The following is a 22,829-nucleotide window of genomic DNA, read 5'->3' as shown; positions in this document are numbered from 1 at the left end:
ATTCTTATTAATATCTACAAACGCACACAAAAGTAGTTAATCTATGTAAGTTTATATATTTGTGCTTTGTTTTTTTTCAATAATAATCATGCCATAAAGGGAATCGGAGCTAATTACGCCAATATTACATGATAAGATAATTATGCTGTCAGTAAAGCACAAAACAGAAAAGAAACAGAATAAAGTTTGATCATGCTTGTTTGTGAAGAATCGCAGATGATTTTCATGTTCGTTTTCAGATCATATTTCATCTAAAAAACCGAAATAATGAGTGACTTTAGCAATAGATGTTTTGTTTGTGAGAAAGAGATGGAACCGAAGCTGTTGGCGAGAAATGAGGAATTAAACCTTCCGGTTTGTGAGCAATGTAAAGGAAGTGATCGCGAAAAAGCCAAAGTTAGTGAATTAAGAGATGGTTTGGCCGACGGATTTGTTTGTGGATGTATTTAAAAAAAAGCTGCTCCTGGGGGAAAGCAGCTTTTCGGATTGATACTGTTCAATCAATAAAATTATTAATTCAACAGGTGCTTATAACTTGGATTTACTAAATCTGGCAAATAGGACGCAATCAGCTCCAGAGCCTCTTCATTTGTTGGCTGATTGGAAGTTAAAATTCGTTGGCGTTCGAGCTCTGAGTCGTTAATTACTTTCCGTGTCAACTCCTCGGGATAATTGCTATAAGATGACTTCACCCATGATGCTCCAAAACCTTTTTTATTGCATAAATATGCAACTTCAAAATGCTCGGCTCTTACCACATAGTAATTGCATCGTTTGGTTTTATGTAATGTGATAACGATGGGTGATTCATTCTTGTCGTATGACAATACCCATGCGTCATCGGCACCGGAACTAAGCGCTTTGGTAGTTACTTTTGAAATTTCGTAATCACTAAAAGTTCGGTCAATTTCACTTGCTTCAACCGCTAAAGCTGCGAAGCTAAATACGAAGATTGTAATTGCTGTAAAAATTTTGTTTTTCATGACTTTGGATTTAATCGTTTACTGTAAAAATTGTTTCGTTACAGGAGTTTAAACTCCATTTTGTTTTCTGCTTGTTTAATTAATAGACGACGAAGAATTCCAGATATTACACTTGCAGATCCTAAATTCGGCCTACTTTCGACGAACAACGATATTAGACAGATAAACGACGTGAAATCGTCAACAAAAACTTTTAAGAAAATTAAGCGGAAATGGATATTTATTCGGAAATGGATGCTGTTCGATCTTGAATATACTTTTCAAGTCGATTAAGTCCTTCAATAATATTCTCTAAAGAATTGGCGTAGGAAAATCGGAGAAATCCTTCTCCACCTGCCCCAAAGTCTATCCCCGGAGTTACACCAACATGAGCTTTATTTAAAATATCAAAAGCAAGTTCGTACGAGTTTGCCGAAAGATGCGATGCATCAACAAAAACATAAAAAGCGCCAATGGGCTCAACCGGGATCTTGAATCCCAGTTCTCGTAATCGGCTAATCATATAAATCCGACGCTCATTGTAAATCCGTTTCATGTTTTCGACCTCACTACCGGCGTCTTTCAACACAGCAATTCCTGCTCTTTGAGCTACTGAACTGGCGCAAATAAAAAGATTTTGCTGCAACTTCTGCATCGGACGGATGTATTGTCTGGGAGCAATTAAAAAGCCAAGACGAAGACCAGTCATGGCATAAAGTTTCGAAAACCCGTTTAATACAAATGCGTTGTCGGTATATTCCAGAATAGAATGTGCACGTCCTTGATAAACTAAGCCATGATAAATTTCGTCAGAGATAATCGTGGTATTTAGTTCGGCTAAAGATTTCAACACTTCCGGGTTCAACAAATTTCCCGTTGGATTCATCGGGCTATTTATTAATATTCCTTTCGTTCGTTGAGTTATCTTATTCTGGATAGCCGAGGCATGAAATTGAAAACCATCAGCAGAATTTACAGGAACGTGAACCGCTTTAGCACCGATGTAATGGATGAAGTTTGGATAGCAAGCATAACCCGGGTCGGATAAAATTATTTCATCATCCTGTTCGCATAAAACCGAAAGAGCCAATAAAATAGCCGGAGAACTTCCTGATGTTACGATAATTTGATTGGGATCAACACGAACCCCGTATTCATTAAAATAGTGTCGCGAGATTTCGTCTCTTAACTCCGGATCGCCCAAGCTGTGCGTGTAATGAGTGCGGCTCTCAAGAAACGCTTGCTTGGTAGCCTCAATGGCACAAGCAGGCATATTAAAGTCCGGCTCTCCAACTTCCATGTGGATAACGTTAGCTCCTGCCCTTTCCAGTTCAACTGCTTTTTCAAGCACCTCCATCACAATAAATGGCGTTATTTCGTTTACTCGCGACGCAGTCATTTTACTTCTTGGTTTTCAGCTCTCGAAATTACTGAAGATATCGAATATTGCAAGCTCAATAATTAATAACCGGAAGTTTGGCTACGTTCTTTTGGAGGTCATTGAGTTGCCACGAAACAATTGGTGGTTACTCAGCCAGATATGCAGGTTCCCCTCTTTCAATTCGATAAGTGAATTCAAGTAACAACAAATTTCAATAGTTTACCGAGCTTCGATAAAAACTCAGAACGTCTAGTTAATTCTTATTTAGCACACTGTTTTGTGCATTAAAACTGAAAAATATCCTAATTTAGTCCATACGATAATAAAAGGCGTTATGATAAAATACAGTTTACTCTTTCTGTTCGTGTGTTTGTTGTTTTCAACTGGTTTTGGCCAGCTCAAAACCGAGGTGTTGTGTACCCAGAATGCTGAAAACAGTTCGGAAGTATGGGAAATATTAAGTTTAGGGGTTCATCAATTCGAAGCTGACGTAATGCCAATTTATGGTGAATTATACGTTACGCCAACCATGCCTGACAGTGCCAATCATGTAAAGCCCACTTTGCGAGATGCATACTTACTACCGCTATTCAATCAGTTTAAAAAGAATAATGGCAATATCATTCCACGGCACACTGACATTAGCTACCTGATATTAGACATCGGTTATGAGCCACACACCGTAATTCGCCTGTTACGACAGCAGCTGCGCACCATGCAGGATATGCTTGTATTTAAAGCCGATGGAAAGTGGCATCCGGGGAAACTACAAATTTTGATTAAAGCTCCGATTGCTGAGCTTTCAAATCAGGAACAATTGATTTTAACCGGCGTGGCCGGCTCCGGGAGTAATTTAAGTTCAGACCTTCCTGTTGAAGTGATGCCATTGATTGAATTACCTTTTTCGGATTTAACCACCTGGAATGGTATTGGGAATATTGCCTTTGAAGAGTACCTGAGTGTAAAGAAAAAGGTTGCTGAAATCCACCAATTGGGCAGAAAAGTATATGTGTCGAAATGTCCGACAAGTGACGGTGTCTGGGACATGTTACAAAAAGCTGAGGTCGACTTTATTGGCACAAATCATGTAGAAGAGTTAGTGCAATATTTAACTAAAAACACTAAGGAATAAGGGGGTGTTCCTGATTGCTGATGCTGAAACTACCGCTTACTTTGAATTTATCCGAAATCTTGTATTGCAAAAACATAGAAGCTCCCCTGATGCTCATATCCTGAACTGAAGGGTTGGCCGGCAATGGATTGAAGATTGAATTGCCCGCGAAACTATTCCCTCCGAAAACAAGCTTGTCACTTAGTTTGTAGTCGGCGTAACTGGTTACCGACAACGCATTTAAAAACGGGTTATAAGAAGGAATTTGATTGGAAAGACTAATCGATTTGAAACCTCCATAAGTATTTAAATTGGTAAAAACAGAAGGTTGCCAGTTCATTTCGTTTGGAATAGCAGGAGGTTGATTAAACTGCAATTCACCAAAAGTTGAATTTGGTGAAAAGTTAAATAACTCCATGTAGATAAACTCATACTCCAAGTTAACCGGGCTCAATTTTGTTGAGTCAGATTGCGCAAAAGTGGCACTTACTACCAAAAGGAAAAAACCTATACAAGCTAGTTTTTTGAACATCATCAGCTTATTCGTATTCAAAATGTCAATTAATCTTTCCAATCAGAAATGTTACAACAATTTAATTCCCAGGCTCACTACAAAGCTCTTACTACGAACATCACTGTCGATGTATGGGCCCGAATATAAATCGCCAGAGCTGTTTTCCATGCGTACATCAAGAGTCAAAAACATAAAATCGGCGCCAACTCCATATTGCCACCCAAAAAAATGATCTTTAATTTCATCTTCACTGAGTATATTACTGCTCAATTTCTTATCTGTAAAATATGAAAATAAAGGCCCCGCATTGGCTCTTACTTTAAGAGGTCCTTTATCAACAACATTTATACCTAAAAGTACGGGAACATCAACTGTTTTTAAATCAAAGGAATTAACAGCCTGAGACACACTTCCAGTCATATCTTCCAATGTTCCTCCTTTCGAACTGTAATAGATTTCGGGCTGAATATAGATTCGACCTAAAGTTACCCGAGCAAAGGCACCTACGTGGTAATTATCAACATTCCCTTCGTTTATGGCGTTCATATCAGTAACCAATTTAGAATTACTGTAACCTCCCTTTAGTCCTAGGTTAATGGGAGACTGAGCCATCGCAGGGATTAAGAATGACGTGAATAATAGAACAATTGCAATTTTTTTCATGGCTAATAAATTTTGTTTTGAGTTATATAAACGATTAAAACTTTCAATAATTGCCAAAAGTAATCGTTATATTCAATTGAGCTAAAATATGACTTTTTATTAAGTCGTGATTAATTAAGCAATAAAAAAAAATCAGATTATCAGATCGCAGGCCTCGGGTGGCATCCAGTGTTTATCTTTCCCGTTCCATTTCACATTGCACCCAATTGGATTGGTAACAGGAGTGGAAATTTGCTTTCCAGAGGTTAATTCGTTTAGTGTTCTATCCAAGTCATTCACCTTGACTTTCGACGCATCTTTTGGCGAGTCTACTCCCCTTCCGGTGTACACTAAACGTCTATTTTCATCAAACACATAAAAATGCGGGGTTCTTAAAGCTCCATATTTTTCGGCAACCTCCTGACTTTCGTCGTGCAAATATAGCCACGGAAACTGATGCTTTTTCATTCGCAGAACCATGTGCTCAAAATCGTCTTCCTGATACGTGCTTGCACTGTTCGAATTAATTCCAACAAATTGCACACCTTGATCTTTGTACTTCTCGGCAGCATCTCGGGTTAGTTCATCACTTCCTATTACATACGGACAATGGTTACAGGTAAAAAAAACGACCAAATACTTAGCTGACTCAAAGTTTGCCAGTGAATATTTTTCCCCGTCAGTTGCGGGTAAATTAAAATCGATGGCTTCGGCGCCTATCTTAAGTGTAAAACTCATAAATACTGGTTTTTAGCATTAATAATTACCAGTGTAACAAATGGCTGACTAAACTTGTTGGATCTTTTTTCGTTACAATACGAACACATTTATAAATGGTTGTGATAGAAGTATTATCAAACTTGATTAAACGTAAAAAAATACATCCCATATTTGGAAATAAGAGAAAAAAATTTCTATTTTTCAACCGTGAATACCGAACGGTATTTTTGTGAATCAGTTATTAATTATTAGATCTGTAAAATTAAAATGAAATCGAAAAAGAGCTCCAGGAAGATTCAAAATCACACTGACTTTGAGGATACTGAATTTAGGGGCAAGTCACCAAAAAGTGTAAAGAAAGATCGAGGCTCAAAACGCCGCCTGACTATTTATGATGAATTTGATGATGAAGTTGATTTTAATAGTACAAACTCTGAGGAAGATTTATACGAATAACCAGATACATACCCTTTAAATAATTAGTTTATTACGTTGAGCTTTTTCCTATTCAGGAAAGCTTTCAGGTTTTCTAGTGCAAGGTTCATCAAGCGTTGCCGGGCTTCTTTTGTTGCCCAAGCCACATGAGGGGTGATAAAAGTGTTTTTTGCACGAAGCAGCGGATTATCAGCAGTTGGGGGCTCTGTCGAAAGCACATCCAGACCGGCAGCAGCCAAACATCCTTCATTTAGTGCGCTTGCAAGATCTTGCTCCTGAATTAACGCGCCTCTGCCGGTATTGATTAAGATTGCACCGGCCTTCATTTGAGCAAATCGGTTTTTATTCATAAACCCCCGGTTGCTTTCGGTAAGGGGGCAATTTAAGCTCACTACATCTGATTTTTCGAGTAATTCATCAAGCTCGCATTGCCGATAATACGAAGGGACATTTTTTTTCGGAGAACGGTTCTGGAATAAAACGGTCATTCCAAAGGCATGCCCAATTTCGGCTACTTTTTGGCCGATCCTGCCGAAACCAACAATACCAAGCGTTTTTCCTGCTAGCTCGATTTGAGGACTTAAGCAAAATGAAAAGTCCGGCGAATTAACCCAATCGCCATTCTTTACTGCATCGGCATGAAGTTGAACCCGATTAACGATGTTCAGGAGATGAGAAAAAACCAACTGTGCTACGGAATCGGTGCTATAAGCCGGAATGTTGGTCACGGTAATGTTGGCATTGCTGGCAGCTTCCAAATCAACAATGTTGTAGCCTGTTGCTAAAATACCGATGTATTTTAACGAAGGGCACGAATTAATCACTGCTTTATTTAAAACTGCTTTATTTGTCAAAACAAGTTCAGCCTTTCCGATTCGTTCAACAATTCGTTTCGCCGGGGTGCGATCATAAACTGTAAACTCACCAAATTCTTCAAATGCTTTCCAGCTCAAATCTCCAGGGTTTAACGCATATCCGTCCAGCACAACTATTTTCATTGGAGTCAATTTAAAATTCGAATGAAATTAATCAAAATCAGCGACGTATTAAAGCAATCGCGCTATCGATAGTGGATATTCAAGCTATCTAGCTCAGCCTTTTTTATCGACGGGGATTTGCCTGCTTCAAATTTTTGCAATACCAATTCGCCAACTTTTCTTGCTTCTTCTTCAGTTTTAAAAAACTGATGCCCCATTGCTGTAGGTATTATTTCCTGCTTAATAAAAACATGGGTGTCCTTTTTCAAGACATAGCCCCATCCATTTTTTACAGGCATAATCTCCAGATGTATTGTTGTTTTGGATTTGCAGCTATAAAGCAATAATCCTGCACTAAGCAGGATTATCACAACGTATTTCAATGGATAGAAGCAATCTTTAGTCATATTCATTCATTTCGGCATAAGGTTCAAAACGTAATACGTCGTCAAAGTAATAACTACTATTTCTTCCTAACAACACATATCCGATACCATCAATAGTAAAACCTATAGCTTCAGTGCGTTCGGCACCACCTTCTCCATCTTCATATATTTCTGTTTTTTCGATCCAAAGGTCGGTTGCCGGATTGTATTCCCAAACATCTCCCCCTGTTGTACTTCTGCCTCCTGTCGCAATATAGCCTTTCTCGTTCACTACAAATGCTGCTGCATTTATTCTGGTAATGTCATACTCATCATCAAAGTCTTCATCCGTCGCATCAGAAATCTTGCGAAGAGTTGTCCAACTATTAGTTACAGGATCATATTTTGAGAAATCACTATTATAGGTTCCGTTATTTATTCCTCCAACTACATATCCTTCTCCGTTAATAACAAAGGTCATAGCATCACGTCTCTTGTAGGGAATGCTAACAACTTCGGTCCATTGACTGGTTGATGGATCATATTCGTAAAAATCTTTATTGTAACTGCCATCGTATCCAGTTCCAACGAATCCTTTGTCACCAATACTCATTGCTAAGGCTCCATATCGTGCTGATCCTGGGAAATCATCAATCTGAGTCCATTCATTAGTTGAAGGATCAAACGCGTAAAAATCTTTCAGCTTATTGGTTCCGTCATATCCAGTTCCGAAAAAGACTTTCTCTGAAGCACTAAAACCCACAGCTCCATTTCGGGCAGCTCCCGGAAAATCGGTTTTCTGAGACCAGTAATCATTTATAGGATCGTATTCCCAAAAATCAATTCGACGATCTTCTCCATCGTATCCTAATCCTACATAAGCTTTATCGCCTAATGCCACCCCAACGGCATCTGATCTGCCGTCACCACTATATTCTCCCAGTTTAACCCAGTTCCCTACTAAATCTTCATCGTCATCATCTTTGCACGAAGATAGACTTATTACAATCGACATTGCTATTCCAATCTTTACTACGGACTTTAAGCAAATCATTTCTGTTATTCTCTTTTTAATCATGGCTCGATTTTATTCTGTTTTGATGCCAAATTTATGCGGATTGAATGAGTGAAAAAAAAATGATAGACTAAGATTGGGTATGTAACTACCAATCGGGTTTATTAGATGACCAACATCTAGTAAGTCGATATAAAAGATCTAAATGTTAATAATTTTCAAGCTTTTTAACACCACTTAACGGAAGAAAAAGATCAATTGGCGATTCGTCTGAATAATACGCCAGAACGAAGATCAATTAGCGATCTAAGTCTATTATTATTTCTAGAGTATAGACGAAACTATTGCTTTGTATCAAACAAACCGTTGTCCAAAAGAAGTTCCAACTTCGTTCAAAGTAAATCCATCGTTACAATATGAAAAGAGCAACTGCCGTCCTATTTATTTTAACTACGCTTCTAACTGCTTGCGAACAAGACACTGAGTCTTTTAACCTGGGACTTGACTTGGTTGAATCCAAATCAGAGATTAGCGTTGTCGACAGCTTTAGTGTGGAATTGTCAACGATAAAACTTGATTCGATTCCAACATCCGGAACTGATATTTTATTGGTTGGTCAACTTGAAAGTGAAACCACAGGCCAATTTGAAGTTAACGGGTATTTCAACTTCGATCGGCAATCATCTCTGTTAGCTCTTGATGACGAAGCCATTTTTGACTCCATTACAATACAGCTTAACTATGCCGATTACACAAAGGGAGACACAGCACAAATGCAATCTATTGCTGTGTTCCGTCTAACGCAGCAGATTAAATTTCAGGAAAATGATTACGCAGAACAATACTTGTTCAACACCACGAGCTTTCCCTGCGAAACCATTCCTTACGGGCAGCATGATTTTATTTATCAGTCCGAAAATGACTACATTGAATTTAGGCTAGATAATGAGTTTGGCGAAGAACTTGTCGCTCTGGCAAGGGAAGACGACGCTGAAGAGTTTATTAATAATGGTAACTTTAAAGAATACCTGAAGGGTTTTGTTCTTAAACCCGGAGAAAATGCACCACAATCAGTTATTGGCTTTAGTTCAGACTCAGTTCTAATCAATATGTACTTTCATACGGTTGGTTTAGAGACAATTAAAACTAAGATTCAGTTTACCCTGGCAGATGAGAATAGCCAGTTCAACGGAGTAAAAGCTGATCGCGAAGGAACTGCTTTTGCAGACCTCTCAAGTCAACGCGAAGAAATGAATTCGAAAGCGACCGGCGATGTGAGTTATATTCAAGGTGGTGCCGGTATCATTGTGCGAGTAGATTTTCCAAGCTTGAACGACATTTTTGCACTCAAAGACAGAGTATTGCTCAAAGCAGAATTAATTCTAAGACCTGCCCCCGAATCCTATTCAGGCGATATGCCGGAAGCACTGGACTTTTATGAAACAGATCGGGTAAATCAAATTGGAGATCAGCTAACATACACTTCGAGCAGCACTGAATACTCACTTCAAGCATATTTATACGAAGATGAACTGTACAATGAGAATTCCTACTACACTGTCGATATCAGCACGTTTATCTCTTCTGCATTAGCAGGAGCTTATTACGATACAAATAATGGCTTATTAGTTACGGTTCCCTATTCCGATCTACTTTCAAAGGCTGACCAATTAATTTTAGAAGGAGAAAGTAGTAGCCGAAATAATCCAACCTTAAATCTCTATTTTTTAACTTTTGAATAATCAACCGATGCAAAAATATATCACTCAAACCCTATTAATTGGCTGTTTCGCATGTATTAGCTTTAACGGAGCCAGTCAGAACAATACCAATTCACCTTACTCAATGTATGGCTTAGGTGAATTAAAATCGCAAACGAATGCTCATACCTCTGCGATGGGTAACGCTGGAATAGGTATGCAATCGGATAATTTTTTGAATACGCTAAATCCAGCTTCTTACACGGGCATCGACAGCCTATCGTTTATTCTTGAAATAGGTATTAATGGTGAGTACTCCAATTATGACAATAGTCGCCATAAAGCCAACACTTTCAATGGGAATTTAAGCTATTTGGCTATGGGATTGAAAATTACTCCCTGGCTAGCTACTGGATTTGGTCTTAATCCATACAGTTCTATCGGCTACGAAATAAATACAACGGGTTTAGTCGAAGGTGTTCAATTAGCATATCCTTTGGATATTACCGGATCGGGAGATCTAAGTCGAGTCTATTTTTCGACAGCAGTTAGTCCGTTAAAAAATTTGTCGCTGGGAATTGAGTCTTCCTTTATATTTGGAAATAAGAAACAAACACAGTATCATGATTTAACCAATCTGGGGATTACTTCGGTTTATAATGAGACAACAAATTATTTTCACAATTTCTATTTTCAGTTCGGGCTGCAGTACCAACTTTTACTGAATAAAAATAATTCATTGAATTTTGGACTGATCTATTGTCCGAAACAGGAACTGGTTACCCACCGAGAAAACACTTCATATGACGAGAATGACATAGTAATCGACTCAGAGGATGAATCAGAAGAGATGTTCCCAATTCCGGAAGAATATGGTCTTGGGGTGACTTGGCAAAAAGATGAGAAATTCCAATTATCTGTGGATGCCGGGCTTCAGCTGTGGTCAAACGAATCGTATGATATTGTTGGTGCTGACCTAGAAGATACGTACTATATGAACGGTGGATTCGAGTACAAACCAACCACCAATGTTTTAGCTGACTATTTTAAAAGAATTAGCTATAGAGCCGGTTTTCAATACAATAAGTCGTATCTCAAATTAAGAGATATTCAGCTAGATGAAAAAGTCTTTTCTTTTGGACTAGGATTGCCAATTCAAAAGCAAAAATCAACGATTGATTTCAGTGTTGAGCTTGGGCAATACGGTACTAGTAATAAAAACCTGATCAAGGAAAGATTCGTTCGGTTAAAAGTCGGTTTCTCATTAAAAGACAATTGGTTCGTTCGAAGAAAATACAACTAGTAGCAAGCAAGTTGTCGCGCGATTTTCAGCGCAATACAAGTAAGCCCGGAAGATTTCTTCCGGGCTTTTATCTTGCTTTTCATTAAAACGAGAGCAGTTCGTTAAGCTACAATGCAAACTTATTAATGACCGAATTTTGAAAGTCACTCTTGTAACTCTCTCCTACCGGAATCCAGCGATCGTGAATAATAATTCTGTTTTTTGTGACTGATTTTATTTTGTTAGTATTCACTATAAATGATTTATGGACACGTAAAAATTTTCCAGTAGGTAAATTTTCGCTCATCCGTTTTAATGAATTCAGCGTGATAACGGGTTTATCTTCATTTTGCATGTAAATCTTAACGTAGTCTTTTAACCCCTCGATGTATAGAATTTGGCTCAATTTAATTTTTACTGATTTATAATCAGCTTTTACCAAGATATACTCTTGATCGTTTTCTTGTAACGTAACATGATCATCTTCTTTTTGAGGACTATTTGTGGAGTAAATAGAATAAGCTTTATTAGCAGCTTTTAGAAACCGTGTAAACGAAATTGGCTTTAATAGATAATCTAATGCATTTAAATCAAATGCTTCCAAAGCGTGCTCCGAATGGGCCGTTGTAAAAATGAACATGGGCCTGTTTTCAAGGCTGTTTATAAATTCAATTCCCGAAACAGTTGGCAGATGTATATCAAGAAATATTAAGTCAATCGACGTCCTCTGAATAATATCCAGTGCTTCAAAAACTGAGTTGCATTTTTTCTCCAGTTTCAGAAACGGTATCATCTTAATATAATCTTCAACAATCTGCTGCGCCAAGGGCTCATCATCTATAATTAAACATTTCATTTTTTATTGATTTTAAAAGTGTAATAAGTAGTGCGAATAATTTAGTGTGATGTTTCAAGTCTTTAACAGTTTGTGATAGAAGCGAAACCGAAAATATCAAATAGGTCCGTGACCTTAGATGTATATCCATATTCCGAAAAGAACTATGCTTCAGATAGCGAAAGGTTAAGTTCTACAGTATATTTATTGTCCTTTGTAGTAATTGTTAACTCATGTCGACGTGGATAAACGAGATTCAGTCTTTTTTTGATATTTTTTAGGACAACTCCATTATTTCCATTAGTTGATTTTGGCACTCTTTTAGCAATGGGGTTCTGAATAAAAAAAATCAATTCATCATCTCTAATCTCCAAGTTAATCAGTATCTCTCCAGGCTGGGTATAATCAATTCCATGCTTAAATGCGTTTTCAAGAAACACTGAAAATAATAGAGGTTCAATTTGTTTTAACCCAGTATTTCCCTTAACATTAAACGACACATTGAACATTTCATTTAGCCTTATTCTTTGTAGTTCGATGTAGTTTTCGATATGAGCGACCTCTCTGCTTAGTAGCACCTTAACTGTGTCTGCCTCATAAATAATGTAGCGCATCAATTCCGATAATTTAAAAATGATTTCCGGTGTTTGATCCGACTTTTTCCTTGCCAACGCATAAATTCCGTTGAGTGTATTAAAGAAAAAGTGCGGATTTATTTGAGCCTTTAGAAATGAAAGCTCAGCGCTTAATTTCTGGTTTTCAATTTCTTTTAGCTGATTTTCATTTACAAACCACTCTTTTGTTCCATATATGCTGGTACTCACAGCAATTGAAATTGTACTTAAAATAAGTATGCCAAAGTCAAAGAATCTATGTTTACGCGCCGGTTTCACACCGTCAAACGCTATTGAATTCTCTTGGATGAGAGGAGGTATGGATTCCTTTTTAAATTCAGGGGGCTTAGGTTGGTTTAAAGTAGATAAACAATAAACAATTGTTAACACGACTATAACAGTGCCAGCATATTCCTTAAATTTTCTGTTCGATAAAAATCGGGGAATTAATAAATAGTAATTCAAGTAAAAGATCGACACCAGTATTACTGCGGTCAATATCATATGCTTAACATCGAAAAAATCATTTAAATAGAAGAGTAACCATGGAAATACGAGCACAAACACGACACATAAAAATAGGTGAAGTAATATTCTAAAATAATTATTTTTCAGAAGTCGTAACATGTTGATGGTCGTGATTATTTTCCTGGCAAAAATTGCTCTTTTCTACCTGTTAAAAAACTGTTTTAAGTTTTTTTAAGGATGTTTGTTTTAATTAGACAACCCTTAGCAATTCAGCTTCTTCGATTATGGTATTAGCGGGCTAAGTTGTTAGAATTTGGGGAGATAGTCAGGATATAAGTATGTTTTTAATAACAGGGAATAAGCAAAAATTAGAACATTTAGCCTATCATATATTACAAAAAGAACGACGAAGAACAATTTTCAACTTACGTTAAGTGGACAGCAATATCCGTGGCTAATTCATTCCATTCAAATTTCCTGCTAACTTTGCGCGCAATATTTAAAAATTATTCGAACAGCTTATTCTTCGAATTGTTATTGTGACATCAGTTAACAAATAAAAGTATGCTTGTTTTAGTAGGAATTTTAGTGGGATTGTTTTTGCTTTTAGCGCTAGGCACCTGGTTATCGAACCGTTTTGGAAAACAGACATCAGAACCTGAGGAAAAAACGACTATTTCTCTCGACTGCTGTGGCGCCCACGAAATATGCGACTTTGAAGAAATGCTCAATAACCCTGATGAGATTGTCTATTTTGAGGACGAAGAATTGGATCGATATAAAGGAGTCAATCCGAATGAATATGAGGATGAACAAATTGATGAGTTTCGTGAAGTACTTTACACATTAGATGGCGAAGAAGTGAGAAAATGGCTATTAAGCATTGAGCGACGTAAAATTCAATTACCATCGGTACTAAAACAGGAAGCCATTCAACTGCTGGCTGAAGCATAAAAAAAGCATCGACCAGTTAACCGGTCAATGCCTTTGAAATCAAATTCTATTTTAGCTACATAATTTCGTTACAATTTTTTCATCTTCTTAGTTGACATCGTATCATCAACTTCAATTAAACTGATTGCATATCCCCCACCCGGTGCGCAATACTGAGATAATTTACTCTTGCTATCAACTAAGTATTTCTTAATTTGGTAAGCTTTCGGATTATCGCGATAGTGACTATCCTTTTGGTCAGAATAAACGGTTGCTATGTATTTTTTCTTTTCAGGAAGAAATTCAAATGAGATGTTTGATTCCCGGGCTTCTTCATCATTTGTTCGTCCAACAAACCAGTTATCCGTTTCTTTTTCTTTCCGTGCATAAGTGATGTAATCGCCGGGTTCTGCCTCCAACACCTGTGTGTTGTCCCAATCAACCGGGACATCTTTTATAAATTGAAAAGCGTCCAGGTGCTTTTGATAATTTTCGGGCAAATCGGCAGCCATTTGCAACGGACTATACATGGTTACATACAGCGCCAGTTGACGTGCGATAGTCGTATTAACTTTCGATGTGTTATCGGGGTTTAACTGGCTGATGTCCGTTTCAAATATACCTGGAGTATAATCCATTGGGCCACCAATCAGGCGGGTAAATGGCAATATGGTTGTGTGATCCGGATCATTGCCACCAAACGCTTCATATTCGGTGCCACGGGCTGATTCATTACCAATCAGGTTCGGATAAGTGCGGCACAAGCCCGTTGGACGAACTGCTTCATGAGCATTAACCATGATTTCATACTCCCCGGCTTTTTTAATCGCATACAAATAATGATTAACCAACCATTGTCCGTAATGTGTTTCGCCGCGCGGAATCATGTCACCAACATAGCCACTTTTTACAGCATTGTACCCATTATCAACCATAAACTGGTATGCCTGATCCATATGGCGTTCATAATTCCGAATAGATCCGGAAGTTTCATGATGCATCATCAATCGAACACCTTTGCTTTGAGCATAGCTTTGTAGTTTTTTTACATCAAAATCGGGGTATGGTGTTACAAAGTCGAATACATAATCTTTCGACTTTCCGAACCAGTCCTCCCATCCTTCATTCCATCCTTCAACCAAAACGGCATCGAAGCCATGTTTTGCAGCAAAATCGATGTACTCCATTACGTGCTCGTTGTTTGCAGCGTGTGTTCCATTGGGAACCGTTTTTGAATAGTCCGTTTCGCCTAATTTGACACTTGGTAAGTCAGTGTATGCCCAGGTACTTTTCCCGGTAATCATTTCCCACCAAACGCCAATATATTTCACGGGCGTGATCCACGAAGTATCATCATAAACACATGGTTCATTTAGGTTGAGCGTGATGTGAGACATTAGAATATCAGCGGCCTTATCGCTGGCAATAACGGTACGCCAGGGCGAATGGCAAGGTGCCTGCATGTATCCTTTATTTCCAACAGCATCCGGTGTTAAAAATGACTCAAAAATCATATTTTCATCATCCAGATTGAGGTGCATGCATGAATATTCGACTAAGGCTGCTTCGTGTAAATTGATGTATAAACCACCGTCGGTTTTCATCATCAAAGCGGTTTGCACGCCAGTTGGTGAAAAGGTTTGCTGTGAGACATTGTCTGTTACAGCATCAGTCATGAAACCTCTGATTTCCGACAGTTTTGACTCCGTGTAATTGTACTCCTGCGTATCAAAATCGCCAGGAATCCAGAAGGCTGTATGATCACCAGCCATCGCAAATTGTGTACGCTCTTCTTTTATAACAAAATAAATCAGGCTATCCTGCTCCGGGAACTCATAACGAAAGCCAAGCCCATCATCGAATAAACGAAACCGGATAATAAGCTTACGATCAGATGTGGTCTGGTTTAAGTTGACTGCCATTTCATTATAATGATTTCTAATCTCACTCACCTCCCCCCAGACTGGTTTCCATGTTTCGTCAAACGTTGATCGGTCAACACTCGCAACTTCGAAGTTCGAGAGTAGCGATTCTGTATCTTTCAATTCAAGTCCTAGTTTACTTTTCTTGATTACCGGCTTTTCTTTATAGTCTAAAGCATAAGTTGGTATTCCTTGATCAACTGCAAACGTCAAAACGAAATTTCCATTTGGAGATTCCAGTTTCTCTGCTTTCAGGCTCCATGAAATCAGTATTAATAAAATTGGGATTATTAGTTTTTTCATTATTTCGGATTAAAAAAATTAGTTGTTACTTTTTTGTTTCACTCCAAAGCTTCAGAAAGACTCCGTTGGTCCAGCCGAAGCCATCTTGAGTTTCATATTCGCCACCACCACCGGGGCGATTGATATTTACCACATCGTATTTTTCCATCATTTTTCCGGTTTCGAAATAAACTTTGATGTTTAGGTTTATCCAACGTTTTGCAATCTGTTTCGCTAAGTCGTTATAGCCATATTTTTGCAATCCGCGGTAAACCACCCACTGTAAGGGCGCCCAGGCATTTGGGTAGTCCCATTGCTGACCAGCTCCTTCAACCAGAGTTGTAACAACACCACCAGGTTTCAGGAAATTAGCTTCAATTTTGTCTTTTACCAGCTCAGCCTGCTTTTTTGTAGCTAGATTGAAATAAAGGGGAAACATACCTGCCAACGTATGCTGTTTCGAAAATGATGTTGTTTCAATATTGTAATCAACAAAGAAATTGGCCTGTTCGTCCCAACAATATTTCAAGATGAGATTTTTTCTGTTTTCCGCACGCTCTGCGTAATCGTTCGCCTTTCGTAGTTCCATATTTAACTCATAAGCCTGCGAAATTGTCATTTCTAACTTGTATAATAAACAATTCAGATCGATCGGCAAGAAACTGGTTGTTACGATAGTTTTCATGTGTTTTCCATCTTCAAACCAGCGGGTCGAAAAATCCCAACCCGATTCGGCGGCAGAACGGATATCGCGATACATGGATGAATCCCTACCCGCTTCTTCAAACAACACCACATCGTGTTTATAGGATTCCGGTCGCGGGGTGTTCAATTCATCCCAGTACCGATTCAATTGTCCGCCTTCAACTTTCACTACTTTTTTACCTGTCATCCAATAGGTGTATTCTTTCTCTAAAGCCGGTAGGTAGTGCACCAGAATAGTTTCATCACTTAATGTTTCGGCTAGCAGCTGAACCATCAACGCAAAAAACGGCGGTTGCGAACGACTCAAATAATAGGTTCTGTTTCCATTCGGAACATGTCCATAGTTCAGAATCAAGTATTCGAAATTATCCACCATATTTTGAATCATTTCGACCTGATTATCCTCTTGTAAACCCAACATGGTAAAATAACTATCCCAGTAGTAAATTTCCTTAAAGCGCCCACCCGGAACAATGTACGCATGCGGCAAGGTGATCAACGACGAATACTGTTTGTGGCTTTTAGGTTGCTTTGTCAGGTCGTTCCACAGGTAGTGAATGTGCTTCAACATGGCTGTGGTGTCATGCTGAAGCGTATCAAAATAATGACCGACAAAATCCTTTAAATTAAAGTGTGATTGATCTTTTAATTCAGCATAGGCCCGTTTTACAGAATCGGGGGCAACTTTCCCGGGACAATCCACAAATCGTTTTTGATCCTGAAAGATTTCTTCAAGCTGAACAGCTTCAAACAAGTCCGGGTATTTTTCGGCCGGGTTGATTTGTGCAACAGCAACCTGAGTTGCAAACAGGATCACGACAAAAGAATATCTCCAATATTTCGAATTTAATTTCATTGTATTTGATTCAGGTAAAGACATGAAACGAGTATGTAAAAGCGAATACCCCCAAGAAGAGCGATTACGAGTTCCATATGAAAAATCGAAAACAGGCTGCTGTGCTATTCGATTGCTCAGCAGCCTGTTTCTAATTATTTCATTTATTGATTTCCAAGAGTCGCGTCCAGGTTTTCGTTTACATCAGCAGCTGATGTTGGAACAGGGAATATTGTTCTAAAAGCTTCAGAAGCTTCTTTTTCCTGATAAGCATCGGTAAATTTACCAAAGCGGATTAAGTCCTGACGACGCAGCCCTTCCCAATACAATTCGTAACCTCTTTCGTCCAAAATGTCATCCAGAGTCAGTGAAGTTAACAATGGCAATGTTTTACCATCCATGTTTCTTTTAGCTCGTATATAATTGATGTCTGCCAATGCGCCGTCTTCGTCGTCACTTCTGAATTTGGCTTCAGCACGAATCAGGTAGATATCTGAGATTCGCATAATTGGCACATCGTTTGGCGAACGAAATTGGTCAACTGTATTTGGATCAGGAGCAAACTTCATGACCCGAATACCTGCATTTTCAGGTGCACTTTGGATATCGATTTCAGGTACAAATACCAATGGAGTTGTATTATCTCGCAAGAATAATTCTGATCCGTCGATAGCAAATTGTTGACCAACCAAGAACCCTTGATTAAAGCCTGTAACGCTCTTAATTCCATCATCCTGATACCGGGCATCGTTTTCTGTATCCCATGTACTGAAAAAAGTTGAAGTGGTTGATGGTCCATTCCAGATACTATTGAAATTACCGAATGCCTGACTGTAATGCAACGCAAAATTAGTCCATTGAACATCGCCGCCATAGTCAACAGCATCACTCATTGGCACTCTCAAAATAAATTCTGGGTGCTCAGCTACATCAAATTGAAACATGGACCAATAGTCATCAGTCACTGCATAATCTGAAGAACTAATTAATTGGTCGCAATAGCTAATGGCGTCGTTCCATTTTGCTTCTCCGGTGTACACTTCGTAATTCAAATATACTTTAGCCAGAAGTGCTTGTGCAGCACCAACGGTTGCCCGGGTTGATCCAACTTCTGATTTTGTTTTAAGGTTTGGTAGAATTGCTTTCAGCTCATCAATAATATAATCAGCAGCCTCTTTACGGCTAAGCACTTCAGGAGATGCAGAATAGTCAGTTTCGTCAGCAGCTCTATAAGGAACTTGTCCAAAAAGGTCGTTGATTAAGTACATGTAGTAAGCACGAAGAAAACGAGCCTCAGTAATGTATAAATCGTTTGTTGTACTTTGAGGAAATTGACTAATATAGTTTATGGCTGTATTGGCACGCGAAACTCCTTGAGTTAAATGATTCCAGACATTTTGGAAACGCATGTGATCTGAGTTCCAGGTATGCAAATGAAGTTGTTGCCAAGCACCGTTATCATACCAGTCGGTTCCACGCGTTGGAATAATCACCTCGTCAGTGGTTATTTCTTGCAGTCCCCAGTAGTTACTCCACTCAATGGTTCTTCTCAAACTTGCATATGGTGGATTGATCAGTGCTTGCGCATTTGACGGATTGTTGACAAGATTGCCTCCCAGTTGCTCGTCAAGTACATTCTCTTCCAGATCAGTACAAGCTACGGTACTGAAAAGTGCCAGGATGGTACTAAATATGATGAATTTATATCGTTTCATTTTTTCTATTTTTTTAGGATTAAAATTGCAGGTTAACACCAAATGTAACTGTTGTTGGTTTTGGATATGAAGTATAGTCAATTCCAAGAGATGGAATTCCGTCCACATTAGCATCTGAATTCACTTCTGGGTCGTATCCGGTATATTTGGTAAATAGTAATAAATTATTACCGGTTACATATACTCGAGCTCTGTCTAACCATTCAATTGTTGTCGTTTTTAGCGTATAACCTAGAGTCAGGTTTGAAAGTCTGAGGAATGATGCATCTTCGATAAAACGAGATGAAAATGCATTTGAATTACCTGGATTTTCATTTGATTCAGCTACAGCCTGCGTTACATTGTTTCCTTTGGTAAATGGTCCTTTGGTATAAATAGCGTTGGCCGTGTTATTATATATCTCATTGCCTTCTGATCCATACCAGAACATACTTACGTCAAAATTCTTGTATGTCAACTTGCTACTTAAACTATAGGTAAAATCAGGCAGCGCTGATCCTAAATATTCTTTTACTTTAGATCCTTCAGCGTCCGTTTTATAAGTGCTATAACCATCACTGTCAAATCCTTCGAAAACCATTCCGTAGAACGTACCAACAGGCTCTCCGTTGGTAATTACCTGAACTCGGGTACCTGTAAGCCCCTGACCTGCAGCACTACCTGTTTCTATGAATTTCACAGGAAGATCCTGCACTTCATTTTTAATATAAGCGAAGTTGATCCCCATATCCCAGCTTAAATCCTTTTTGCTAACCAAAACACCATTTAAAGCAAGTTCAACACCGTTATTAATAATTTTCATATCGGGGACATTCAACCACTGAGTTTGTGTTGGTGCCGGCGCTTTTGCCGGAACTTCCAGCAGAACGTCCACCGTCTTTTTATTAAAGAAGTCGATGGCTCCGCTAAGCCTGTTATTAAAAAATCCATAGTCGATTCCGATGTTTGTTTGCTGGGTTGTTTCCCACTGAATATCTGGATTTGGCGTACGCGTAAAAGTTATACCTGGTAAAAATGATCCGTCTACAAACCAGTTTGCGTTAGCTTCTGTTCCCACTGATAGCAATGAAATCTTATCCGGAATTTCTTGATTACCTGTCAACCCCCAACCAACACGGAATTTAAGATTACTGATAGCACCGGCACTTGCCATGAAATCCTCTTCAATTACTCGCCATGCAAAAGCAGCCGATGGAAAGAAACCATACTTATTGTTTTCTCCAAATTTTGAAGATCCATCGGCACGTCCGGTAAAGGTCAGCAAGTATTTGCCTTTATAAGAATAGTTAATACGACCAAAGAAGGATTGTAATTCGCGCTCATAGGCTGAAGATCCAACTTCTGCTTGTGAGAAATTACCATAACCTAAATTGTCGGTGTATTTAAGATCGTCAACTTCAAATCCTTTAACATTCATCTCAGTCGTTGTCCCTTTAAATCCCTGATAAGCATGTCCTAGAAGAAAATTAAAGGAATGGTCTTCGCCAATATCTCTTAGGTAGGTAATGTAGTTTTCAATCAGACGGTTAGTTGCTGAAACACCATTAATATCTGCCTCTCCTTTGTTCGACAAATAGCTGAGATCCTGATTTTGATTAACACGTCTCTCAGCCACTGTTCTGTCGAGCCCAACATTGATTTTATAGGTAAGGTTGTCCGTGATTTTAAAATCGGCAGAGATATTTGCTAATATTCGGTCGGTTTGAGTAATATCATCGACTAAGTTTAACATCGCTACCGGATTTCTTTTTTCGGTTGAATGCTGATAATAGGTGCCATCTTCATTCTTAACCGGGAAAGTAGGATTTAGTTGTAAGGCAGACAGAATCAGGTCACCTTCGAAACCTGAACCTTCGGCTTCAGTAATTGGTGCACGGGTATCTTCAACATGTGATGCAATAAGCACTCCTGTCAGGTTCAAACGATCATCAAAAGCTTTATGGGTAACTTTAATGCTTCCATTAATTTTCTCCATCGCCGTTGATTTGATGATTCCCTCTTGATTCAGATAACCTAATGATGTCTGGTAAGTAAACTTATCGCTTCCACCACCGAAGGATAAATTGTGACTTTGAGTAATACCGGCTTGGTAAATCTCATCCTGCCAATCAGTACTCGCACCCAAGTCCAATAATTTTGATCCATCAGATTTAGTATACGAGCGAAATTCACTGGCCGAAAGCAAATCGAGTTTTTCACGAATTTGAGAGACTCCAACATAACCATCGTATGAAAGTGTTCCTTCCCCTTTTTTCCCTTTTTTGGTCGTAATTAACACGACTCCATTGGCTCCACGCGAACCATAAATCGCAGTTGAAGAAGCGTCTTTCAAAATATCGATTGTTTCAATATCCTCAGGGTTCAGGAAGCTCAAGGGGTTTTTGTTTGACCCACCGCCATAACCGGCAGCGCTTCCTCCTTCAGGTGTAATATCCGTGTTATCCAAAGGAACACCATCAACTACATATAAGGGCTCCTGTCCGGAACGAATGGAATTGGAACCACGAATACGAACCGACATTCCAGTTCCGGGCTCACCGCTGTTTTGAGTAATGTTCACCCCAGAAACGCGTCCCTGCATCATTTCAACGGGAGAAGTGGCCACACTTTTATCCATGTCGTCAGACGTTAAACGACTACTGGCACCGGTGAGGTCACTTTTCTTTTGAATACCATAACCGATCGCCACAACTTCTTCCAGCCCGATGGTTTCCTCAGCCAGCGTTACGTTAATCACTTTCTGATCTCCAACCAAAACTTCCTGAGTTTTCATGCCAATAAAAGAAAAAGACAAAACAGCATCGGCAGGAACTGCATCCAACTGATATTCTCCATCAAAATTGGTAATTGTTCCGTTTGTTGTCTCCTTTACAACAACACTTACTCCTGGTAAGGGGAATCCGGTATCGTCAACCACTTTCCCTTTTACGGGATGCGATTGCTGTCCGACTACGCTTTGTTGATAAAGTACGATTCGCCGGTCGGTTACTTTATAGGATATTTCATCCTCCTTCAGCAGTTCTTCTAATAAATCTTCAATGTCTTCATTTTCAACATTCAAATTAACAAGTTGGTCTAAGTCAATTTGATCGGCATTGTAAAAAAAGATGTAGTTCGTTTGATCTTCAATTTTGCGAAAAGCATCTTCTAAAGTCATGTTTTCGAAATTCATACTAAGCTTAGTTTGCTGCGAGTAGCTTTTACCAGAAACTTGAAGTAAGCCGAGTAGTACAATTAAAAATGTTAGTCGCATAATTCGCCATGTTTTAATCAGGCCATTTCTGGGAATGGCAAGACAATTCATTAATTTTTTCATAAATTTACGGTGCTTAAATTAATACTATGAGTAGCGTTAGCTATTCGTTTTATTATTGCCCGGGGTGATGCGGGAACATCTACCCGGGTTTTTATTTTTT

20 protein-coding genes are annotated in these 22,829 nt (G+C 38.8%); 6 read left to right on the top strand and 14 right to left on the bottom strand.

Annotated elements, in window-relative coordinates; translation table 11 throughout:
• Positions 1–267 precede the first annotated feature (267 nt).
• Positions 268–450 (top strand): hypothetical protein, encoded by a 183-nt coding sequence (locus ACTB00_RS10640; RefSeq protein ID WP_463299904.1) that lies wholly within the window; start codon positions 268–270, stop codon positions 448–450.
• Between the two features lie 62 nt (positions 451–512).
• On the opposite strand, the gene ACTB00_RS10635 is transcribed toward ACTB00_RS10640, so the two are convergent.
• Both ACTB00_RS10635 and ACTB00_RS10630 read right to left on the bottom strand, forming a co-directional pair.
• Positions 513–983 (bottom strand): hypothetical protein, encoded by a 471-nt coding sequence (locus tag ACTB00_RS10635; RefSeq protein WP_463299903.1) that lies wholly within the window; start codon positions 981–983, stop codon positions 513–515.
• Between the two features lie 220 nt (positions 984–1,203).
• Complete coding sequence (locus tag ACTB00_RS10630; protein ID WP_463299902.1) at positions 1,204–2,361, bottom strand: pyridoxal phosphate-dependent aminotransferase; 1,158 nt, start codon at positions 2,359–2,361, stop codon at positions 1,204–1,206.
• Positions 2,362–2,677: 316 nt separating this feature from the next.
• Here ACTB00_RS10630 and ACTB00_RS10625 point away from each other — a divergent pair, with 316 nt between their 5' ends.
• Positions 2,678–3,475, top strand: a complete 798-nt coding sequence (locus ACTB00_RS10625; protein ID WP_463299901.1) for a PI-PLC domain-containing protein — start codon at positions 2,678–2,680, stop codon at positions 3,473–3,475.
• Here ACTB00_RS10625 and ACTB00_RS10620 read toward each other — a convergent pair.
• The 3 genes from ACTB00_RS10620 to ACTB00_RS10610 all read right to left on the bottom strand — a co-directional run bounded on the left by ACTB00_RS10620 (position 3,465) and on the right by ACTB00_RS10610 (position 5,348).
• Positions 3,465–4,028, bottom strand: a complete 564-nt coding sequence (locus tag ACTB00_RS10620; protein WP_463299900.1) for a hypothetical protein — start codon at positions 4,026–4,028, stop codon at positions 3,465–3,467. The two genes, ACTB00_RS10625 and ACTB00_RS10620, sit on opposite strands and share 11 nt — an antisense overlap.
• Positions 4,029–4,037: 9 nt before the next feature.
• Positions 4,038–4,631, bottom strand: coding sequence for a porin family protein (locus tag ACTB00_RS10615; protein WP_463299899.1), 594 nt, complete (start codon positions 4,629–4,631; stop codon positions 4,038–4,040).
• 132 nt (positions 4,632–4,763) lie between these two features.
• Positions 4,764–5,348 (bottom strand): thioredoxin family protein, encoded by a 585-nt coding sequence (locus ACTB00_RS10610; protein WP_463299898.1) that lies wholly within the window; start codon positions 5,346–5,348, stop codon positions 4,764–4,766.
• Positions 5,349–5,597: 249 nt separating this feature from the next.
• Here ACTB00_RS10610 and ACTB00_RS10605 point away from each other — a divergent pair, with 249 nt between their 5' ends.
• Positions 5,598–5,786, top strand: coding sequence for a hypothetical protein (locus ACTB00_RS10605; RefSeq protein ID WP_463299897.1), 189 nt, complete (start codon positions 5,598–5,600; stop codon positions 5,784–5,786).
• A 23-nt stretch (positions 5,787–5,809) separates the two neighbouring features.
• Here the strand turns inward: ACTB00_RS10605 and ACTB00_RS10600 are convergent, their stop codons facing one another.
• From ACTB00_RS10600 to ACTB00_RS10590, 3 genes are all read right to left on the bottom strand, one after another.
• Positions 5,810–6,763 carry a D-2-hydroxyacid dehydrogenase gene (locus ACTB00_RS10600; RefSeq protein WP_463299896.1) on the bottom strand — a complete coding sequence of 318 codons (954 nt, stop codon included), beginning with the start codon at positions 6,761–6,763 and terminating at the stop codon, positions 5,810–5,812.
• Between the two features lie 62 nt (positions 6,764–6,825).
• Entirely contained in the window at positions 6,826–7,149 is a 324-nt protein-coding gene (locus tag ACTB00_RS10595; protein WP_463299895.1) for a DUF4907 domain-containing protein, read from the bottom strand.
• Positions 7,142–8,185, bottom strand: coding sequence for a Kelch repeat-containing protein (locus tag ACTB00_RS10590; RefSeq protein ID WP_463299894.1), 1,044 nt, complete (start codon positions 8,183–8,185; stop codon positions 7,142–7,144). Before ACTB00_RS10590 ends, ACTB00_RS10595 begins: the two co-directional genes overlap by 8 nt.
• A 353-nt stretch (positions 8,186–8,538) precedes the next feature.
• Between ACTB00_RS10590 and ACTB00_RS10585 the strand changes: the two genes are divergently transcribed.
• Both ACTB00_RS10585 and ACTB00_RS10580 read left to right on the top strand, forming a co-directional pair.
• Complete coding sequence (locus ACTB00_RS10585; protein WP_463299893.1) at positions 8,539–9,864, top strand: DUF4270 family protein; 1,326 nt, start codon at positions 8,539–8,541, stop codon at positions 9,862–9,864.
• A gap of 7 nt (positions 9,865–9,871) precedes the next feature.
• Positions 9,872–11,125, top strand: a complete 1,254-nt coding sequence (locus ACTB00_RS10580) for a hypothetical protein (RefSeq protein ID WP_463299892.1) — start codon at positions 9,872–9,874, stop codon at positions 11,123–11,125.
• A gap of 106 nt (positions 11,126–11,231) precedes the next feature.
• Here ACTB00_RS10580 and ACTB00_RS10575 read toward each other — a convergent pair whose 3' ends face one another.
• Together ACTB00_RS10575 and ACTB00_RS10570 are read right to left on the bottom strand one after the other, a co-directional pair.
• Positions 11,232–11,960, bottom strand: a complete 729-nt coding sequence (locus tag ACTB00_RS10575; protein ID WP_463299891.1) for a LytR/AlgR family response regulator transcription factor — start codon at positions 11,958–11,960, stop codon at positions 11,232–11,234.
• A gap of 143 nt (positions 11,961–12,103) precedes the next feature.
• The gene (locus ACTB00_RS10570) at positions 12,104–13,018 is read right to left on the bottom strand and encodes a sensor histidine kinase (RefSeq protein ID WP_463299890.1); all 915 of its coding nucleotides are present in this window, start codon (positions 13,016–13,018) and stop codon (positions 12,104–12,106) included.
• A gap of 567 nt (positions 13,019–13,585) precedes the next feature.
• Between ACTB00_RS10570 and ACTB00_RS10565 the strand changes: the two genes are divergently transcribed.
• Positions 13,586–13,975: a hypothetical protein gene (locus ACTB00_RS10565; protein ID WP_463299889.1), complete on the top strand. Its 390-nt coding sequence runs from the start codon at positions 13,586–13,588 to the stop codon at positions 13,973–13,975.
• A 68-nt stretch (positions 13,976–14,043) separates the two neighbouring features.
• Here ACTB00_RS10565 and ACTB00_RS10560 read toward each other — a convergent pair whose 3' ends face one another.
• The 4 genes from ACTB00_RS10560 to ACTB00_RS10545 all read right to left on the bottom strand — a co-directional run bounded on the left by ACTB00_RS10560 (position 14,044) and on the right by ACTB00_RS10545 (position 22,729).
• Positions 14,044–16,179 carry a glycoside hydrolase family 97 protein gene (locus ACTB00_RS10560; protein ID WP_463299888.1) on the bottom strand — a complete coding sequence of 712 codons (2,136 nt, stop codon included), beginning with the start codon at positions 16,177–16,179 and terminating at the stop codon, positions 14,044–14,046.
• 25 nt (positions 16,180–16,204) lie between these two features.
• Positions 16,205–17,719, bottom strand: a complete 1,515-nt coding sequence (locus ACTB00_RS10555; RefSeq protein WP_463299887.1) for a trehalase family glycosidase — start codon at positions 17,717–17,719, stop codon at positions 16,205–16,207.
• A 143-nt stretch (positions 17,720–17,862) separates the two neighbouring features.
• Positions 17,863–19,413 (bottom strand): RagB/SusD family nutrient uptake outer membrane protein, encoded by a 1,551-nt coding sequence (locus tag ACTB00_RS10550; RefSeq protein WP_463299886.1) that lies wholly within the window; start codon positions 19,411–19,413, stop codon positions 17,863–17,865.
• Positions 19,414–19,432: 19 nt separating this feature from the next.
• Positions 19,433–22,729 (bottom strand): SusC/RagA family TonB-linked outer membrane protein, encoded by a 3,297-nt coding sequence (locus tag ACTB00_RS10545; protein WP_463299885.1) that lies wholly within the window; start codon positions 22,727–22,729, stop codon positions 19,433–19,435.
• Positions 22,730–22,829 lie beyond the last annotated feature (100 nt).

It is taken from the genome of Sunxiuqinia sp. (assembly GCF_055140945.1).
The sequence above is the reverse complement of the archived record's forward strand: the minus strand, read 5'-3'. Positions and strand labels throughout refer to the sequence as shown.

Bases quoted from the DNA above. Each gene is read 5' to 3' on its own strand.
- ACTB00_RS10560 (WP_463299888.1), bottom strand. From the start codon at position 16,179: ATGAAAAAACTAATAATCCCAATTTTATTAATACTGATTTCATGGAGC.
- ACTB00_RS10555 (WP_463299887.1), bottom strand. From the start codon at position 17,719: ATGAAATTAAATTCGAAATATTGGAGATATTCTTTTGTCGTGATCCTG.
- ACTB00_RS10545 (WP_463299885.1), bottom strand. From the start codon at position 22,729: ATGAAAAAATTAATGAATTGTCTTGCCATTCCCAGAAATGGCCTGATT.
- ACTB00_RS10635 (WP_463299903.1), bottom strand. From the start codon at position 983: ATGAAAAACAAAATTTTTACAGCAATTACAATCTTCGTATTTAGCTTC.
- ACTB00_RS10590 (WP_463299894.1), bottom strand. From the start codon at position 8,185: ATGATTAAAAAGAGAATAACAGAAATGATTTGCTTAAAGTCCGTAGTA.
- ACTB00_RS10605 (WP_463299897.1), top strand. From the start codon at position 5,598: ATGAAATCGAAAAAGAGCTCCAGGAAGATTCAAAATCACACTGACTTT.
- ACTB00_RS10640 (WP_463299904.1), top strand. From the start codon at position 268: ATGAGTGACTTTAGCAATAGATGTTTTGTTTGTGAGAAAGAGATGGAA.
- ACTB00_RS10610 (WP_463299898.1), bottom strand. From the start codon at position 5,348: ATGAGTTTTACACTTAAGATAGGCGCCGAAGCCATCGATTTTAATTTA.
- ACTB00_RS10630 (WP_463299902.1), bottom strand. From the start codon at position 2,361: ATGACTGCGTCGCGAGTAAACGAAATAACGCCATTTATTGTGATGGAG.
- ACTB00_RS10615 (WP_463299899.1), bottom strand. From the start codon at position 4,631: ATGAAAAAAATTGCAATTGTTCTATTATTCACGTCATTCTTAATCCCT.
- ACTB00_RS10575 (WP_463299891.1), bottom strand. From the start codon at position 11,960: ATGAAATGTTTAATTATAGATGATGAGCCCTTGGCGCAGCAGATTGTT.
- ACTB00_RS10550 (WP_463299886.1), bottom strand. From the start codon at position 19,413: ATGAAACGATATAAATTCATCATATTTAGTACCATCCTGGCACTTTTC.
- ACTB00_RS10595 (WP_463299895.1), bottom strand. From the start codon at position 7,149: ATGACTAAAGATTGCTTCTATCCATTGAAATACGTTGTGATAATCCTG.
- ACTB00_RS10565 (WP_463299889.1), top strand. From the start codon at position 13,586: ATGCTTGTTTTAGTAGGAATTTTAGTGGGATTGTTTTTGCTTTTAGCG.
- ACTB00_RS10580 (WP_463299892.1), top strand. From the start codon at position 9,872: ATGCAAAAATATATCACTCAAACCCTATTAATTGGCTGTTTCGCATGT.
- ACTB00_RS10625 (WP_463299901.1), top strand. From the start codon at position 2,678: ATGATAAAATACAGTTTACTCTTTCTGTTCGTGTGTTTGTTGTTTTCA.
- ACTB00_RS10600 (WP_463299896.1), bottom strand. From the start codon at position 6,763: ATGAAAATAGTTGTGCTGGACGGATATGCGTTAAACCCTGGAGATTTG.
- ACTB00_RS10585 (WP_463299893.1), top strand. From the start codon at position 8,539: ATGAAAAGAGCAACTGCCGTCCTATTTATTTTAACTACGCTTCTAACT.